Annotated in this window: 13 protein-coding genes; 6 read left to right on the forward strand and 7 right to left on the reverse strand. The window is 58.7% G+C overall.

The genetic code is table 11. The features are described from left to right. Window positions 1–213: 213 nt before the first annotated feature. Complete coding sequence (pepT, locus tag AC6I7J_RS11780; RefSeq protein WP_021506380.1) at window positions 214–1,440, reverse strand: peptidase T; 1,227 nt, start codon at window positions 1,438–1,440, stop codon at window positions 214–216. Between the two features lie 300 nt (window positions 1,441–1,740). Here pepT and potA point away from each other — a divergent pair, with 300 nt between their 5' ends. The 4 genes from potA to potD are packed head-to-tail and all read left to right on the forward strand — an operon-like array spanning window position 1,741 to window position 5,524. Continuing rightward, window positions 1,741–2,856: a spermidine/putrescine ABC transporter ATP-binding protein PotA gene (potA, locus tag AC6I7J_RS11785; RefSeq protein WP_141495555.1), complete on the forward strand. Its 1,116-nt coding sequence runs from the start codon at window positions 1,741–1,743 to the stop codon at window positions 2,854–2,856. After that, a complete protein-coding gene (potB, locus tag AC6I7J_RS11790) occupies window positions 2,849–3,700 on the forward strand; it encodes a spermidine/putrescine ABC transporter permease PotB (protein WP_104092825.1) in 852 nt (283 codons plus the stop codon). Before potA ends, potB begins: the two co-directional genes overlap by 8 nt. After that, window positions 3,697–4,470: a spermidine/putrescine ABC transporter permease PotC gene (gene potC, locus AC6I7J_RS11795; protein WP_498005745.1), complete on the forward strand. Its 774-nt coding sequence runs from the start codon at window positions 3,697–3,699 to the stop codon at window positions 4,468–4,470. The genes potB and potC overlap by 4 nt, the downstream gene beginning before the upstream one ends. 10 nt (window positions 4,471–4,480) lie before the next feature. Next, window positions 4,481–5,524, forward strand: a complete 1,044-nt coding sequence (potD, locus tag AC6I7J_RS11800; RefSeq protein WP_498005747.1) for a spermidine/putrescine ABC transporter substrate-binding protein PotD — start codon at window positions 4,481–4,483, stop codon at window positions 5,522–5,524. 161 nt (window positions 5,525–5,685) lie between these two features. Here potD and cobB read toward each other — a convergent pair whose 3' ends face one another. The 4 genes from cobB to lolC form a co-directional block, all read right to left on the reverse strand. After that, complete coding sequence (gene cobB, locus AC6I7J_RS11805) at window positions 5,686–6,519, reverse strand: Sir2 family NAD+-dependent deacetylase (RefSeq protein WP_010617227.1); 834 nt, start codon at window positions 6,517–6,519, stop codon at window positions 5,686–5,688. 147 nt (window positions 6,520–6,666) lie between these two features. Further along, window positions 6,667–7,911: a lipoprotein-releasing ABC transporter permease subunit LolE gene (gene lolE / locus AC6I7J_RS11810; RefSeq protein ID WP_021506385.1), complete on the reverse strand. Its 1,245-nt coding sequence runs from the start codon at window positions 7,909–7,911 to the stop codon at window positions 6,667–6,669. Continuing rightward, window positions 7,911–8,612, reverse strand: a complete 702-nt coding sequence (gene lolD / locus AC6I7J_RS11815; RefSeq protein ID WP_021506386.1) for a lipoprotein-releasing ABC transporter ATP-binding protein LolD — start codon at window positions 8,610–8,612, stop codon at window positions 7,911–7,913. The genes lolE and lolD overlap by 1 nt, the downstream gene beginning before the upstream one ends. Next, window positions 8,605–9,804, reverse strand: a complete 1,200-nt coding sequence (gene lolC / locus AC6I7J_RS11820) for a lipoprotein-releasing ABC transporter permease subunit LolC (protein ID WP_132465185.1) — start codon at window positions 9,802–9,804, stop codon at window positions 8,605–8,607. The genes lolD and lolC overlap by 8 nt, the downstream gene beginning before the upstream one ends. Before the next feature lie 248 nt (window positions 9,805–10,052). Between lolC and AC6I7J_RS11825 the strand changes: the two genes are divergently transcribed. Both AC6I7J_RS11825 and mfd read left to right on the forward strand, forming a co-directional pair. After that, window positions 10,053–10,262 carry a hypothetical protein gene (locus tag AC6I7J_RS11825; protein WP_021506388.1) on the forward strand — a complete coding sequence of 70 codons (210 nt, stop codon included), beginning with the start codon at window positions 10,053–10,055 and terminating at the stop codon, window positions 10,260–10,262. Window positions 10,263–10,448: 186 nt separating this feature from the next. Then, window positions 10,449–13,892, forward strand: a complete 3,444-nt coding sequence (gene mfd / locus AC6I7J_RS11830) for a transcription-repair coupling factor (protein WP_021506389.1) — start codon at window positions 10,449–10,451, stop codon at window positions 13,890–13,892. 126 nt (window positions 13,893–14,018) lie between these two features. Here the strand turns inward: mfd and AC6I7J_RS11835 are convergent, their stop codons facing one another. Further along, a complete protein-coding gene (locus AC6I7J_RS11835; protein WP_031279257.1) occupies window positions 14,019–14,561 on the reverse strand; it encodes a glycine zipper 2TM domain-containing protein in 543 nt (180 codons plus the stop codon). Window positions 14,562–14,855: 294 nt separating this feature from the next. Then, entirely contained in the window at window positions 14,856–16,160 is a 1,305-nt protein-coding gene (locus AC6I7J_RS11840; RefSeq protein WP_088516476.1) for an NAD(P)/FAD-dependent oxidoreductase, read from the reverse strand. Window positions 16,161–16,294 lie beyond the last annotated feature (134 nt).

Raw genomic sequence — 16,294 nt, forward strand, 5'->3', positions numbered from 1 at the left:
AAAGCGCCGGCGACGGCATGGGCAAATGAAGAGCCTGGTTCTCGCTCGATCGGTCCCTCTCCCGCGCGCGGGAGAGGGAAAAACAGTGCTCGCCTTGCGACAAGATGGGTAAAGCAGTGATTAAGGCAATAAACACAACCTGATACCCGCTCGATCGGTCCCCTCTCCAGTGGGCGGGAAAGGGTTAGGGTGAGGGCAAGCCCCTCTCCGCCCTTACTTCTTCTCCGCCGCGAGCGCGGCCAGGCGCACAATCACCTCAACCGACTTCGCCATCACATTCAGCGACGCAAACTCATGCTTGCCGTGATAGTTGTAGCCGCCGGTAAACAGATTCGGACACGGCAGTCCTTTCCATGACAGCGCCGATCCGTCGGTGCCGCCGCGAATCGGCTTCACGTTCGGTTCGATACCGCAGTCGCGCATCGCCTGCAGCGCCAGCTCAATGATGTGCGGATGCGGTTCCACCTTCTCCCGCATATTGCGATAGCTGTCGCTGATCTCCACCTTTATGGAGCACTCAGCCTGCAGACCTTTACTGACGCGGCGACCAATCTCCTGCAGCAGCTGCTTACGCTGTTCGTAGCTGTCGGCATCAAAATCACGAATCAGGTACATCAGCTCGGCGTGCTCTACCGATCCCTTAATAGTGTGCAGGTGGAAAAAGCCTTCATAGCCGTCGGTAAACTGCGGTTTCTCTTTGGCAGGTAGCTCGGCGTGGAAACGCATTGCCAGGTCCAGCGCGTTCACCATCACGTTTTTCGCACTGCCGGGATGCACGTTGTTGCCGGTGATTTTGACCAGCGCCGTCGCGGCATTAAAGTTTTCGAACTCAAACTCGCCGAGATCGCTGCCGTCAACGGTATAAGCCCAGTCAGCCGCGAATCCTTCAACGTCGAAGTGCGACGTGCCGCGACCTATCTCTTCATCCGGAGTAAAGGCCACGCGAATGGCGCCGTGCGGCACATCCCCTTTGGCCAGCTCGGCCATTGCCGTCATGATCTCAGCGATACCGGCTTTATCATCAGCGCCCAGCAGCGTTTTACCGTCGGTGGTGATCAGCGTATGCCCGGTCAGCTTGTGCAGCACCGGGAACATCACTGGTGAGAGCACTTCATCCCCGTTGCCCAGCGCGATGTCGCCGCCACGATAGTTTTCAATGATCTGCGGATTGACATTTTTCGCGGTGAAATCCGGCGAGGTATCCATGTGGGAAATAAAACCGATCACCGGCGTCGGCCAGTCGACGTTTGCCGGCAGGGTGCCCATCACACAGCAATGATCGCTTAAGGTGACGTCCACAAAACCCAGCGCAATAAGCTCTTCCTGTAACTGACGCGCCAGCGTCCACTGCCCTTCGCTGCTCGGCACCTGCCGCGCCTGAGGTTTTGCCTGAGTTTCTACTGCCACATAACTGAGAAAACGCTCAAGTAATTGATCCATCTGTCATCCCTCTAAAGAACCTGCATTATTATCATGGGGCCTGATTATCGCCATGTTGCGTCAAATCATTATCCTTCAGGTTAGCCCTCTCAGCCCAATCGTGCGCTGAAATTCGCCCTGCCAGCCACCCGTCCGGCTGGCCCGATGAGCATACTCCAGCAATTTGCAGACTTTTCAAGGTTATTCCGTGTCTGAACATGGCAATGGCGCATTTTTCAGGTATTATCGCGCCCTTCATCACGGCAAGCTGTCGCCGGCGGCTATGCTGTAACCTGATTCTCATCAGACTGAGTGACTAAAATGACGCAAACACGCGCGCAGCAGGCGCTGGTTACGCTTTCTGGCATCAGTAAAGCTTTCGATGGCAAAACCATCATCCCGGATTTTGACCTGACCATCGGTCATGGCGAATTTATCACCCTGCTTGGCCCCTCCGGCTGCGGTAAGACCACGATTCTGCGCCTGATCGCCGGGCTGGAAAACGCCGACAGCGGACGTATCCATCTGGATGAGAGCGACATCACTGAAACGCCCGCCGAGCATCGCCATATCAATACCGTGTTTCAGAGCTACGCGCTGTTTCCGCACATGTCGGTGTTTGAAAACGTCGCGTTTGGCCTGCGCATGCAGAAAACCCCGACGCCAGAGCTGACGCAGCGCGTCAACGAGGCGCTGGCGATGGTGCAGCTGGAAAGCTTTGCCGCGCGCCGGCCGCATCAGCTCTCCGGCGGCCAGCAGCAGCGCGTGGCGATTGCGCGGGCGGTGGTCAACCGGCCCAAAGTGCTGCTGCTTGATGAGTCGCTCTCCGCGCTGGATTACAAACTGCGCCGCCAGATGCAAAACGAGCTAAAAGCGCTGCAGCGCAAGCTGGGCATCACGTTTGTGTTTGTCACGCACGATCAGGAAGAAGCGCTGACCATGTCCGATCGCATCGTGGTGATGCGCGATGGGCGCATCGAGCAGGACGGCACGCCGCGCGAGATCTACGAAGAGCCCGCGAACCTGTTTGTGGCGCGCTTCATTGGCGAAATCAACGTGTTTGATGCAGAAGTGATCGGCAGCGCGCACGCGCCGCAGGTACGTGCTCGCGTCGAAGGCCGCGAGTGTGATATTCACTGCCCGTTCCCGGTCAAACCCGGCGATCGGCTGCATGTGCTGCTGCGACCGGAAGATTTGCGCGTCGAGGAGATCGATCACGACAGCCGCAGCGAAAACCTGATCGGCTATGTGCGCGAACGCAACTATAAAGGCATGACGCTGGAATCCACCGTCGAACTGGAGAACGGCAAGCTGCTCACCGTCAGCGAGTTCTTTAATGAGGATGATCCGGATTTTGACCACTCGCTGAACCAGAAAATGGCGGTCAGCTGGGTGCCAAACTGGGAGGTGGTGCTGCCGTATGAAACGGATGCGTAATCGTCTGCAGAAAGCCATTGTGGCGCTGATCGTCGGCTGGCTGACGCTGTTCGTGTTGCTGCCGAATCTGATGATCTTCGTCACCAGCTTTCTGACGCGCGACGACGCGCACTTTGTCAGCATGGTGTTCACCCTGAACAACTACGGCCGGCTACTCGATCCGCTGTATGCCGACGTGCTGCTGCACTCGCTCAACATGGCCTGCATCGCCACGCTGTGCTGCCTGCTGCTCGGCTACCCTTTTGCCTGGTGCCTGACCAGACTGCCGGCGCGTCTGCGTCCGCTGATGCTGTTTCTGCTGATTGTGCCGTTCTGGACCAACTCTCTGATCCGCATTTATGGTCTGAAAATTTTTCTCAGCACGCGCGGCTGGCTCAATGAATTTCTGCTGTGGCTCGGCGTCATCGACAAGCCGTTTCGCATCATGTTTACCCCGGAAGCGGTGATCCTCGGGCTGATCTATATTCTGCTGCCGTTTATGGTACTGCCGCTCTACTCCAGCCTTGAGAAGCTGGATAAATCCTGCCTGGAAGCGGCGCGCGATCTTGGCGCCAGCAGGCTACAGACCTTCATCCGTATCATTTTGCCGCTGACCCTGCCCGGTATCGTTGCCGGCGCGCTACTGGTATTTATCCCGGCGATGGGGTTGTTCTACGTAGCGGATTTAATGGGCGGAGCAAAGAACCTATTGATCGGTAACGTAATCAAAAGCCAGTTCCTCAATATTCGTGACTGGCCGTTTGGTGCCGCCACCAGCATTGTCATGACGCTGCTGATGGGGCTGATGCTGCTGGTTTACTGGCGCGCAGCGCGTCTGCTGAATCACAAGGCGGCATTGCAATGATGGCGCGCGGATTACGCTACGGCTTCATGGCCGTGATTTATGCCTGGTTCTACATTCCGATCATCATCCTGATCGTCAACTCCTTTAATGCCTCGCGCTTCGGCATCAACTGGCAGGGCTTAAGCACCCAGTGGTATCGCCTGCTGGTCAATAACGACAGCCTGATTCAGGCGGCGCAGCATTCGTTGATCATGGGCGTGCTGTCGGCCAGTTGCGCGACGCTGATCGGCTCGCTCACCGCCGTGGCGCTGTACCGCTATCGTTTTCGCGGCAAGCCGTTTGTCAGCGGTATGCTATTTGTGGTGATGATGTCGCCGGATATCGTGATGGCGATTTCGCTGCTGGTGCTGTTTATGCTGCTGGGGGTTTCGCTCGGCTTCTGGTCGCTGCTGTTTTCACACATTACTTTCTGCCTGCCGTTTGTGGTGATTACCGTCTATTCGCGCCTGAAAGGCTTTGATGTGCGCATGCTGGAGGCGGCAAAAGATCTCGGCGCCAGCGAAGTGACTATTCTGCGTAAGATTTTGCTGCCGCTGGCGCTGCCGGCAGTGGCCGCGGGCTGGCTGCTGAGTTTCACCCTGTCGATGGATGATGTGGTGGTGTCGTCATTTGTCACCGGTACCGGCTTCGAAATTTTGCCGCTGAAAATTTATTCCATGGTGAAAGTGGGCGTGTCGCCGGAGGTGAACGCGCTGGCTACCATTTTGATGCTGCTGTCGCTGCTGCTGGTGGCAGTCAGTCAGCTGTTGCTGCGTGATAAAACCAAATAGAGGATAACCGATGAAAAAGTGGTCTCACTGGCTGGCGGCTGGGGCGCTGGCACTGGGTATGCAAAGCGCTCAGGCGGATGACAACAACACGCTTTACTTCTATAACTGGACCGAATATGTGCCGCCCGGGCTGCTGGAGCAGTTCACCAAACAGACCGGCATCAAAGTGATTTATTCCACCTATGAATCCAATGAAAGCATGTACGCCAAGCTGAAAACCTGGAAAGCAGGCGCTTACGATCTGGTGGTGCCGTCGACCTACTTCATCGCCAAAATGCGCAACGAGGGCATGCTGCAGAAGATCGACAAGTCACAGCTGAGCAACTTCCGCAACCTCGATCCTGACCTGCTGAACAAGCCGTTTGATCCGAACAACGACTATTCCATTCCCTATATCTGGGGCGCAACGGCGATTGGCGTGAATACCGACGAGGTGGATGCGAAAACCCTGACCCAATGGGCCGATCTGTGGAAACCACAGTATAAGCAGAGCCTGCTGCTGACCGATGACGCGCGTGAAGTGTTCCAGATGGCGCTGCGCAAGCTCGGCTACTCCGGTAATACGCAGGATCCAAAACAGATTGAAGCCGCCTATGAAGAGCTGAAAAAGCTGATGCCGAACGTACTGGCGTTCAACTCGGATAATCCCGGTAATCCGTTTATGGAAGGCGAAGTTAACGTCGGCATGATCTGGAATGGCTCCGCCTGGGTGGCGCGCCAGGCTGGCACGCCGCTGCAGATTATCTGGCCGAAAGAGGGCGGGATTTTCTGGATGGATAACCTGGCGATCCCGGCGAATGCGAAAAATAAAGCGGGCGCGCTGAAGCTGATTAACTTCCTGCTGCGCCCGGATGTGGCGGCTAAAGTGGCAGAAACCATCGGTTATCCGACGCCCAACCTGGCGGCAAGAAAGTTGCTGCCGCCCGAGGTGGCCAGCGATCCGTCACTCTATCCGCCGGCTGAAGTGATCAAAAACGGCGAGTGGCAGAACGATGTCGGTGCCGCAAGCGTGCAGTACGAAACGCTGTTCCAGAAGCTGAAAGCGGGACGGTGAGGTTCTGAGGTGGGAGGTTGTGCGGCCTGGCCCTCACCCTGCTCTCTCCCAGAGGGAGAGGGTTCATTCGTGCCGGGTTTAGCTGAGTTTCAATCCGGCGCGTTTTTCCCCTTCTCCCGCCGGGAGAAGGCCGGGATGAGGGGAAACGCGCAGTACGCTGACTATTTATATAACCCGCGCAAAAAAGTATGCACGAATTCGGGCACCACTTCGCTGGCTAAGCCGTAATGTGCTTCAGCGAATTCGTTACCGACCTGACTGGGCGCCAGATTCAGCTCCACAGTATGCGCACCCTGCAGTTTCGCCTCGTGCACAAAGCCTGCCGCCGGATAGACGTGGCCTGAGGTACCGATGGCAATAAACAGATCGGCCTGTTCCAGCGCCTGATAAATCTCCTCCATGCCGAGCGGCATTTCACCAAACCACACCACGTGCGGACGCAGCCGCGACGGGAACTGGCAGCAGGTACAGCGATCGTCCGGACCGACGTCCTCTGTCCACGCCAGCACCTGACCGCTGTGCTCACAGCGCACCTTCAGCAATTCACCGTGCATATGCAGCACGCGCTGGCTGCCGGCGCGCTCGTGCAGGTTATCGATGTTCTGCGTAACCAGCAGGAAATTATCGCCCAGCACCTGCTCCAGTTCGGCCAGCGCTTTGTGCGCCGCGTTAGGCTGGATCTCTGGCTGCTGCAGCTGACGCCGGCGCGCGTTGTAGAACCCCTGCACCAGCGCCGGATCGCGGCGAAAGCCTTCGGGCGTCGCCACATCTTCCACGCGATGCTCTTCCCACAGGCCATCTTCCGCGCGGAAGGTGCGAATGCCGGATTCTGCCGAAATTCCGGCACCGGTCAGCACCACCACGTGCGGCTGCGGATGGGCGGCAAGTTCGACCTGACGATCGCGCTCAAAGATGCGCTGGCGAAAGCGCTGATGCACTTTGCGGCGATTCTTTTTGTAGCGGGCGAGTCGAAGGCGGCGGCGCGGTTGGCGCATAAAGGCTCCTTAATCTGCGGCGCTGAACGCCGCGCTGCGGGTGTTTTCCGGGTTACTCAGACCCGATAATAGCGGCTGGGTATGACGGCTGCATGCCGCAGACGCTGAAAATGTGCGCAGCCGCGAAGGCGGCTGCGTGTTTTGTCTTTACTGACCGCTCAGCACGCGGGCAGGATCGATGCGGCTGGCACGCCGCGCCGGATACCAGCTGGCAATCAGGCTCAGGCCAATCGCCGTTGCCAGCACGATGGCCACATCCAGCCAGTGCAGCTCGGACGGCAGAAAGTCGATAAAATAGATATCGCCCGCCAGCAGCTGATGCCCGGTAAGGTGCTCCACTACGCGCATTACCGGCGTCAGATTGAGCGCCACCAGCACGCCGACCACCACACCGCTGACGCTGCCCAGCAGCCCGGCCAGCAGGCCATACCAGATAAAGATGGCACGAATCAGGCCGTCTTTCGCCCCCAGCGTGCGCAGTACGGCGATATCGCTGCTCTTGTCCTTCACCGCCATCACCAGCGTCGACACGATATTAAAGCAGGCCACGCCAATCACCAGCACCATCGCCAGATACATGATGGCGCGAATCATCTGGATATCGCGATACATATAGCCGTAAGTGCCAATCCAACTGCGGATGGTGACATAGGAGTGGGTGGCTTCGCCGGCATCGCGCACCAGCTTCTGTGCCTGGAACGGATCGCTCATCTTCAGCGCAATGCCGCTGACGCTGTCGCCCAGATCCAGATACTTTTGCGCATCGGCCAGCGGCACCAGCGCCAGACTGTGATCCAGCATGCCGCTCAGCTGCAGAATACCGCTCACCTGCAGACGAATGCGTTTTGGCTGCAGCAGTTTGTTCTCGCCATCATTATTCGGGATCATGATGGTGATCCAGTCGCCCTGCTTTACGTTGAGCGATTTGGCGATGCCGCCGCCCAGAATGATCTGCTGCCTGCCGGCGCTGAACTGCGACCAGGCATCGCCGCTGACAAAACGCGGCAGCGCGCTGAGCCGCGGCTCCTGCTGCGGATCAACGCCCTTCACCTGCAGCGCCTGCAGCTTCGCACCGCTCTCAATCAATCCGGTAAAGTTAACGTAAGGCGCCGCCGCGGCGATGCCCGGCACCTGTTCGATGGGCGCAATCATCGGTTGCCAGTTGCGAAATGGCTGGTTAACCGCCTCAATTTCGCCGTGCGGTACCACGGCCAGAATGCGGTTGTTGAGCTCCCGCTCGAAACCGTTCATCGCGCTCAGCCCGATGATCAGCACCGCCACGCCAAGCGCAATGCCGATGGTCGAGATGATGGAGATCAGCGACACCATGCCGCCGCGCCGCCGGCCGCGGCTGAAGCGCAGCCCGAGCAGCAGGGATAAAGAGGACGCCATCAGATCGCTCCCAGCGTCAGGTGATCGCTCAGCTGGCCGTCGCGCATTTCCATCTGACGGCTCAGGCGCTTCGCCAGGTTTAGGTCGTGCGTCACCACCAGAAACGCGGTGCCCTGCTGCACGTTGAGTTCGCCGAGCAGTTCAAAAATGGCGTCCGCGTTGCGCGCATCGAGGTTACCGGTAGGCTCATCGGCCATCACCAGCCGCGGCCGGTTCACCAGCGCCCTGGCGATCGCCACACGCTGACGTTCACCGCCCGACAGCTCAGAAGGCCGGTGCGCCGCGCGCTTTTCCAGGCCAACCGCCGCCAGCATCTCGCGTGCGCGCGCTTCCGCTTCGGCTTTGCCGGTTTTGCCAATCAGCAGCGGCATGGCTACGTTCTCCAGCGCGCTGAAGTCCGGCAGCAAATGGTGAAACTGATAAATGAAGCCGAGTTCACGGTTACGCAGCTCTGCTTTGGCCGCCGACGACATGGCGTTGAGCGATTTCCCGTCAAACACCACGTCACCGGAGGTCGGTGCATCCAGCCCGCCCAGCAGGTGCAGTAAGGTACTTTTGCCGGAGCCGGAGCTGCCGACGATGGCCGTCAGTTCGCCCGGCTGCAGGCTAAAAGCCACATTGCGCAGCACATCGGTCTGCACGCTGCCTTCCTGATAGCGTTTGCACAGGTCACGACACTGCAACAAAGGGGTATTACTCATAACGTAAAGCCTCAGCGGGTTGAACGGCGGCAGCGCGCCATGACGGATAGAGGGTAGAGAGCAGCGCCACGGCCATCGAGACCAGCGCAATAGTGATCACCTGCCAGACATTGATATCTACCGGCAGCGCGGCGCCATCAAGGAACAGGCCGATCACCGGCATTAAATTGTTGAGCTGGCTGGCCAGCAGCACGCCCAGCAGCGTACCGAGCAGCGCGCCGATAATACCGGCGCTGGCGCCCTGCACCATAAATACCGCGACGATTTGCCGCCGCGTTAAGCCCTGGGTTTGCAGGATCGCCACTTCCGCCTGCTTCTCCATGATCAGCAGGCCCAGCGAGGTAATGATATTGAAGGCGGCCACGGCAATGATCAGGCTGAGCAGCAGCCCCATCATGTTTTTCTCCATGCGCACCGCCTGGAACAAGTCGCCCTTGCGTTCGCGCCAGTCTTTCCACGTCAGCCCCTGCGGCAGCGGCTGCTGGCTGAGCGCATCGACATTCAGCGGCTTATCCAGCCACAGGCGCCAGCCGGTAATGTTGCCGAGCGGATAGCGCATCACGCGCGAGGCATCCTGCTGGTTCACCAGAATCTGATAGCCATCGACTTCGCTATTGGCTGCGTAGGTACCGGCAACGGTAAAGATGCGCTGGCTCGGCACGCGCCCCACTGGGGTAAACTGACTGACCGATGGCACCATCAGGCGCAGCTGATCGCCGCGCTTCACGCCCAGCTGCGAGGCCAGCAGTTCACCGAGAATGACCTTATACTGCCCCGGCTGCAGCACGCTCTGCTGGGTGTTGACCAGATAAGGCGTCAGCGGATCCTGTTCGTCGGGATTGATGCCCAGCATCACGCCCACCGACACGTTGCGCGCACTCTGCAACACCACATCGGCGGTGGTCAGCGGTGCGATCCGCGTCACGCCCTGCAGTTTGAGATCCTGCGCGCGCATCTGCTGCGGATTGATGCTGCCGGTGTCGCTGGTCACCAGCGCCTGCGGCATCAGGCCGAGAATGTTGCCTTCCAGCTCGCGCTCAAAGCCGTTCATCACCGACAGCACCGTCACCAGTGCCAGTACGCCGAGCGTGATACCAATAGTCGAGAGCCAGGAGACGAAACGACCGAAACGGTCTGAAGCACGTCCACGCATGTAGCGCAAACCGATGAATAACGCGACTGGTTGATACATGAGATCCGTCTTGGCCGTTGCTCAAAATTAAGTAGAGCGATGATAAAGGAGCCGTCTGCTTTATGAAACCTCTAACCCGCTGAGTCAGTTGCAAAGTTGCGTCAAAATGCGTCCTCCTGCGCGACAATGCACAAAATTACGACAAAATAGTGACGCTATTAGTACGATTATTCGTCAGCAGGTGGGTTAGACTTAGCTTGCAGTACCGGTTTTCGCATCACAGTAAGCGCAGTACGGAGGTTCTTACCATGAGCAGGTTTCCTAAAGGCAGTATCGTTAAACATAAATCTGGCGAGATCAAAGGCGAAGTGGTCAATGTCTTTGAGCAGGGAGACGCGCTAACCGGTTATTATGTGAAGTGGGACGATGGCAACAACAGCTACCATGTCGAGCGCGAGCTGTCATGGGCCAATGTGGATCGTCCACGCATGCACTACACACAGCAATCCAGTAAATAACGTGACGCGGCCAGGTCGCCATCAATGACGACCTGGCAACTGGCCATACTGGCGGCCCTTCAGGGTGCCGCTGAGGTAAGGTGCGCATTCATGCACCCTGACATAAACTCAGAAAGGAGAGATGATCCTCACGGCGGAATGTGGAATGATGACGCCCTGGAAACTGAGGAGAGAATGTCGGACCTTATGTCGGAACAGCGTCGTTATACCCTGCCTGCTAAAGCAGGCGACCATCGTCAGCTCGGTCAGCTGGTCGGCGCCGCGCAGGCGGTTGAGTGTGCCAGCATCACCGAACGCCACAGCGGTCCGGTGTTAATGATCACCCCGGATATGCAATCGGCCCTGCGGCTGCAGGAGGAGATCAGGCAGTTTACCGATCTGCCGGTCACCAACCTTGCTGACTGGGAAACACTGCCCTACGACAGCTTCTCGCCCCATCAGGACATTATTTCCGCCCGTCTTTCTACGCTGTACCAGCTGCCCACCCTGACGCGCGGCATGCTGATTCTGCCGGTCAATACGCTGATGCAGCGCGTTTGCCCGCACAGCTTCCTGCACGGCCATGCGCTGGTAATGCAGCAGGGCCAGAAACTGTCGCGCGATGCCCTGCGCGACCAGCTGGAGCAGGCCGGTTATCGCCATGTCGATCAGGTGATGGAGCATGGCGAGTACGCGACGCGCGGCGCGCTGCTCGACCTGTTCCCGATGGGCAGCGATCAGCCTTACCGCATCGATTTCTTTGATGATGAGATCGACAGCCTGCGCCTGTTTGACGTCGATTCACAGCGCACGCTGGAGGCGGTGAGCGCCATCAACCTGCTGCCGGCGCATGAATTTCCCACCGACAAAGCAGCCATTGAGCTGTTCCGCAGCCGCTGGCGTGAAACCTTCGACGTGCGGCGCGAACCTGAGCACGTCTATCAGCAGGTGAGCAAAGGCACGCTGCCGGCCGGAATTGAGTACTGGCAGCCGCTGTTTTTCGAGCAGGAACTGCCTACCCTGTTTAGCTATCTGCCCGCCAGCACGCTGGTGCTGAACAGCGGCGATCTGCACGCCAGCGCTGAGCGTTTCTGGCAGGATGCTAACGCACGCTATGAAAATCGTCGCATCGATCCTATGCGCCCGCTGCTGGAACCGGCCACGTTGTGGCTCCGCCCGGATGCGCTGCTGAGCGAGCTGAAAAACTGGCCGCGCATGCAGCTCAGCGCTGAGACGCTGCCGGAGAAAGCCGCGAACAGTAATCTGGGCTATCAGCCATTGCCGGAGCTGACGGTGCAGGCGCAGGCCAAAGCGCCGCTCGATCTGCTGCGTCAGTTCCTCGAGCAGTTTACCGGTCAGGTGATTTTCTCAGTAGAAAGCGAAGGTCGCCGCGAAAGCCTGCAGGAGCTGCTGTCCCGCATCAAACTGCGCCCGCAGCCGATCGATCGCTTCGAGCAGGCCGATGAGCAGCCGTACAGCCTGATGATTGGCGCCAGCGAGCGCGGTTTTATCGACACCCAGCGCCAGCGCGCGCTGATTTGCGAAAGCGATCTGCTGGGTGAGCGCGTCAGCCGCCGCCGTCAGGACAATCGCCGCACCATCAATCCGGATGTACTGATTCGTAACCTCGCCGAGCTGCACCCGGGCCAGCCGGTGGTGCATCTTGAACACGGTGTGGGGCGCTACATTGGCCTGACCACGCTGGAAGCCGGCGGTATCGTGGCCGAGTATCTGATGCTCTCCTATGCCGGCGATGCCAAACTTTACGTTCCGGTGTCATCGTTGCATCTGATCAGCCGTTACGCCGGCGGCGCCGATGAAAATGCGCCGCTGCACAAACTGGGCAGCGATGCCTGGTCACGCGCGCGCCAGAAAGCGGCGGAGAAAGTGCGTGACGTGGCCGCTGAACTGCTGGACATCTACGCCCAGCGCGCGGCCAAGGCCGGCTTTGCCTTTAAGCACGACCGCGAGCAGTATCAGCTGTTCTGCGAAGGTTTTCCGTTTGAAACCACGCCGGATCAGGCGCAGGCAATTAACGCCGTGCTCAGCGATATGTGCCAGCCGCTGGCCATGGACCGCCTGGTGTGCGGCGATGTTGGCTTTGGTAAAACCGAAGTGGCGATGCGGGCTGCCTTCCTTGCGGTGGAGAACGGCAAACAGGTGGCGGTGCTGGTGCCAACTACCCTGCTGGCGCAGCAGCATTACGATAACTTCCGCGACCGCTTCGCCAACTGGCCGGTGCGCATTGAGATGCTGTCGCGCTTCCGCAGCGCCAAAGAGCAGGCGCAGGTGCTGGAACAGGCCAGCGAGGGCAAAATTGATATTCTGATCGGCACCCACAAGCTGCTGATGAGCGATTTGAAGTGGCGCGATCTCGGTTTGCTGATCGTCGATGAAGAGCACCGTTTCGGCGTGCGTCACAAAGAGCGCATTAAAGCGATGCGCGCTGACGTCGATATTCTGACGCTCACCGCAACGCCGATTCCGCGTACTCTGAACATGGCGATGAGCGGCATGCGCGATCTGTCGATTATCGCCACGCCACCGGCGCGCCGTCTGGCGGTGAAAACCTTCGTGCGCGAGTATGACAGCCTGGTGGTGCGCGAAGCGATCCTGCGTGAAGTGCTGCGCGGCGGCCAGGTTTACTATCTCTACAACGACGTCGAGAACATCGAGAAAGCAGCGCAGCGGCTGGCCGAGCTGGTGCCGGAAGCGCGCATCGCCATCGGCCACGGTCAGATGCGCGAGCGCGATCTGGAACGGGTGATGAACGATTTCCACCACCAGCGCTTCAACGTGCTGGTGTGCACCACCATCATCGAAACCGGGATCGATGTACCCAGCGCCAATACCATCATCATTGAGCGCGCCGACCATTTCGGTCTGGCGCAGCTGCATCAGCTGCGTGGCCGCGTCGGCCGTTCGCATCATCAGGCCTATGCCTGGCTGCTGACGCCGCACCCGAAAGCGATGACCACCGATGCCCAGAAGCGACTGGAAGCGATTGCCTCGCTGGAGGATCTGGGCGCTGGTTTTGCGCTGGCGACGCACGATCTGGAGATTCGCGGTGCCGGTGAGCTGCTGGGTGAAGATCAGAGCGGTCAGATGGAGACCATTGGCTTCACGCTCTACATGGAGCTGCTGGAAAACGCGGTGGATGCACTCAAGGCCGGACGTGAGCCGTCGCTGGAAGATCTCACCAGCAATCAGACGGAGATTGAGCTGCGCATGCCTGCCCTGTTGCCGGATGATTTTATTCCGGACGTCAATACGCGCCTGTCGCTGTATAAACGCATCGCCAGTGCAGCCGATGAACAGGAGCTGGCTGAGCTGAAAATTGAGATGATCGACCGCTTCGGCAAGCTGCCCGACGCCGCGCGCAACCTGCTGGACATCGCCGCGCTGCGCCTGGTGGCGCGCCAGCTGGGGCTGCGCAAAATCGAAGCCAGCGAAAAAGGCGGTTTCTTTGAGTTCGCGCCGCAGAATCAGGTCGATCCCGGCTGGCTGATCGGCCTGCTGCAGAAAGATGCGAAGCAGTGGAAGCTGGATGGCCCGACGCGACTGAAATTCACCCGTGATCTGAGCGAACGCAAAACGCGCATGGAATGGGTGCAGAATTTCGTCGCCGAGCTGGCGAAGAACCGGGTTTGATCGCCCAGCCGTTACGCAGCAGCGCTATGCGACGCGCTGCTGCGTACGGTGCGGTAGCCAGAGCATAAAAAAAAGCGCCTTGCGGCGCTTTTTTTGTTACTGCTGCTGTGAAGTAGCTTTGCCCAATCAGGCCTGATTCGAATTCAGGATCAGCTGACCATTACGGTCGAGCGGGATGCGGGTGCCAGGGTCATTCTCCATGCGGATTTTGCCCTGCTGGTCGCCTATTTTATAGGTCACGTCATAACCCAGCATTTTTTCCTGTTTATCGTACACGGTTTTGCAGCGCTGCTCGCTGGTGGTGTAAGTGTCACGATCCTGCAGCGCACCCTGCACCTGGTTACCGCCGTAGCCGCCTGCCAGCGCACCGGCTACGGTCGCGATATCCCGGCCGCGGCCACCGCCGAACTGGTGACCAATCACCCCACCGGCCACGGCACCCAGTACGGAACCGGCGATGCGGTTCTCATCCTGCACCGGACGACGGTGCGTGAGGGTAACGTTGCGGCACTCCTGACGCGGTTGCTTGATGCTCTCTTTAATTGGGGTTGCCGAAAGCACCTGAGCATACTGCGGGCCACGATCAAACACATCCATGCTGGCGACGGCGGCCACGCCCAACGCTGCTGCTACGCCGATTCCAATACCCGCTAACATTGATTTATTCACAGGAATGTCCTCCTGAAGTTGTTACCGCGCATTCCTGCCGCAACCCGATCCCGGGTTACCGAGGCATAACCGGCGTGCGCGCCGCGCCGTGTTCGTTGGCATAAGTTTTACAGATGGTCCGAAAATGCAACATCAGATTAATGGAGGAAACGCAGCGGAAAGCCAGCAGGACCAGCTTTTAGGAGAGTTCTGAGCGGCAGTGTCATTGCACCGTAACCTGGTGCTGAATGAACTGCAATCAGCCGGTTACGGCAGCCGGGCACGCAGCGGGCGGGGGTGACCGCCCGCCAGCGATTAATGCAGTTTGAGACGCGGACGCAGCACGCGGTTGAGGCTGCCGACCAGCATCATCAGACCGGTCTTGAAGTATCCATGGAGCGCAATCTGGTGCATACGGTACAAGGAGATGTAGACAAAACGCGCAATACGCCCTTCCACCATCATCGAACCGCGCATCAGGTTCCCCATCAGGCTGCCGACGGTACTGAAGCGGGACAGCGACACCAGCGAGCCGTGATCTTTATACACGTAGGCTTTGAGCGGCTTGCCTTTGCGCTGGGCGAGGATGTTTTCCAGCGCACGCGACGCCATCTGATGCGCCGACTGCGCGCGCGGCGGCACGAATCCGCCGCCCGGCAGCGCGCAGGAGGCGCAGTCGCCGATGGCGTAAATATCGTCGTCCAGCGTGGTCTGCAGCGTCTCTTTGACCACCAGCTGATTAATGCGGTTGGTCTCCAGCCCGCCAATCTCTTTCATGAAGTCTGGCGCTTTAATACCCGCCGCCCACACCATCAGATCGGCTTCGATGAATTCGCCCCCTTTGGTATTCAGACCGTTGGCTGCTGCGCTGGTGACCATGGTTTGCGTCAGTACGCGCACGCCAAGCTTGCTCAGCTCCTGATGCGCCGCTGCGGAGATGCGCGGTGGCAACGCAGGCAGAATACGCTCGCCGGCTTCCACCAGCGTAACGTTGAGCGCGCTGCTATCGAGACCTTTATAGCCGTAGCTGTGCAGCTGTTTCACTGCGTTATACAGTTCTGCCGACAGCTCGACGCCGGTCGCGCCGCCGCCGACAATGGCGATATTGACTTTCTGCAGCTGCCCTTCGCTGGCAGAGAAGCGCAGGAACAGGTTGAGCATCTCATTATGGAACCGACGCGCCTGATGCGGGTTGTCGAGGAAGATGCAGTGATCTTTCACGCCTGGCGTGCCGAAATCGTTCGAGGTGCTGCCCAGCGCCATCACCAGACGGTCATACGCCAGTTCGCGCTGCGGTACCAGCAGCCCACCCTCCGCGTCGCGGATCTCCGCCAGTTCAATGGTTTTAGCGTCGCGATTAATTTGCGTCAGCGAACCGAGCTGGAACTGGAAACCGTGGTTGCGCGCATGCGCCAGATAGCTGAGCGCATCAATACCTTCATCCATCGAGCCGGTCGCCACTTCATGCAGCAGCGGTTTCCACAGATGGCTGTGGTTACGATCGACCAGGATGATCTCCGCCTTTTTCTTGCGGCCGAGTTTATGGCCGAGCTGCGTTGCCAGCTCCAGCCCTCCGGCACCGCCACCGACGATGACGATTTTTTCCATGCTTGTAGTCAATGAAGACCCCCTCAAAGTTGTAAACCAAAAGTTAATTAATGGTTATATAAAACCTTAATAAACATAGGGTTGGCGACATTTAATCGCGAGCTGAGGGCAGAATAGCACGGCATAATCATCCGGACATAAGAAAA

It is taken from the genome of Type-C symbiont of Plautia stali (genome assembly GCF_059730935.1).

What these genes read in the sequence shown, in the direction of transcription:
- pepT (WP_021506380.1), bottom strand. Translation starts at nt 1,440, where the DNA reads ATGGATCAATTACTTGAGCGTTTTCTCAGTTATGTGGCAGTAGAAACT.
- potA (WP_141495555.1), top strand. Translation starts at nt 1,741, where the DNA reads ATGACGCAAACACGCGCGCAGCAGGCGCTGGTTACGCTTTCTGGCATC.
- potB (WP_104092825.1), top strand. Translation starts at nt 2,849, where the DNA reads ATGCGTAATCGTCTGCAGAAAGCCATTGTGGCGCTGATCGTCGGCTGG.
- potC (WP_498005745.1), top strand. Translation starts at nt 3,697, where the DNA reads ATGATGGCGCGCGGATTACGCTACGGCTTCATGGCCGTGATTTATGCC.
- potD (WP_498005747.1), top strand. Translation starts at nt 4,481, where the DNA reads ATGAAAAAGTGGTCTCACTGGCTGGCGGCTGGGGCGCTGGCACTGGGT.
- cobB (WP_010617227.1), bottom strand. Translation starts at nt 6,519, where the DNA reads ATGCGCCAACCGCGCCGCCGCCTTCGACTCGCCCGCTACAAAAAGAAT.
- lolE (WP_021506385.1), bottom strand. Translation starts at nt 7,911, where the DNA reads ATGGCGTCCTCTTTATCCCTGCTGCTCGGGCTGCGCTTCAGCCGCGGC.
- lolD (WP_021506386.1), bottom strand. Translation starts at nt 8,612, where the DNA reads ATGAGTAATACCCCTTTGTTGCAGTGTCGTGACCTGTGCAAACGCTAT.
- lolC (WP_132465185.1), bottom strand. Translation starts at nt 9,804, where the DNA reads ATGTATCAACCAGTCGCGTTATTCATCGGTTTGCGCTACATGCGTGGA.
- AC6I7J_RS11825 (WP_021506388.1), top strand. Translation starts at nt 10,053, where the DNA reads ATGAGCAGGTTTCCTAAAGGCAGTATCGTTAAACATAAATCTGGCGAG.
- mfd (WP_021506389.1), top strand. Translation starts at nt 10,449, where the DNA reads ATGTCGGAACAGCGTCGTTATACCCTGCCTGCTAAAGCAGGCGACCAT.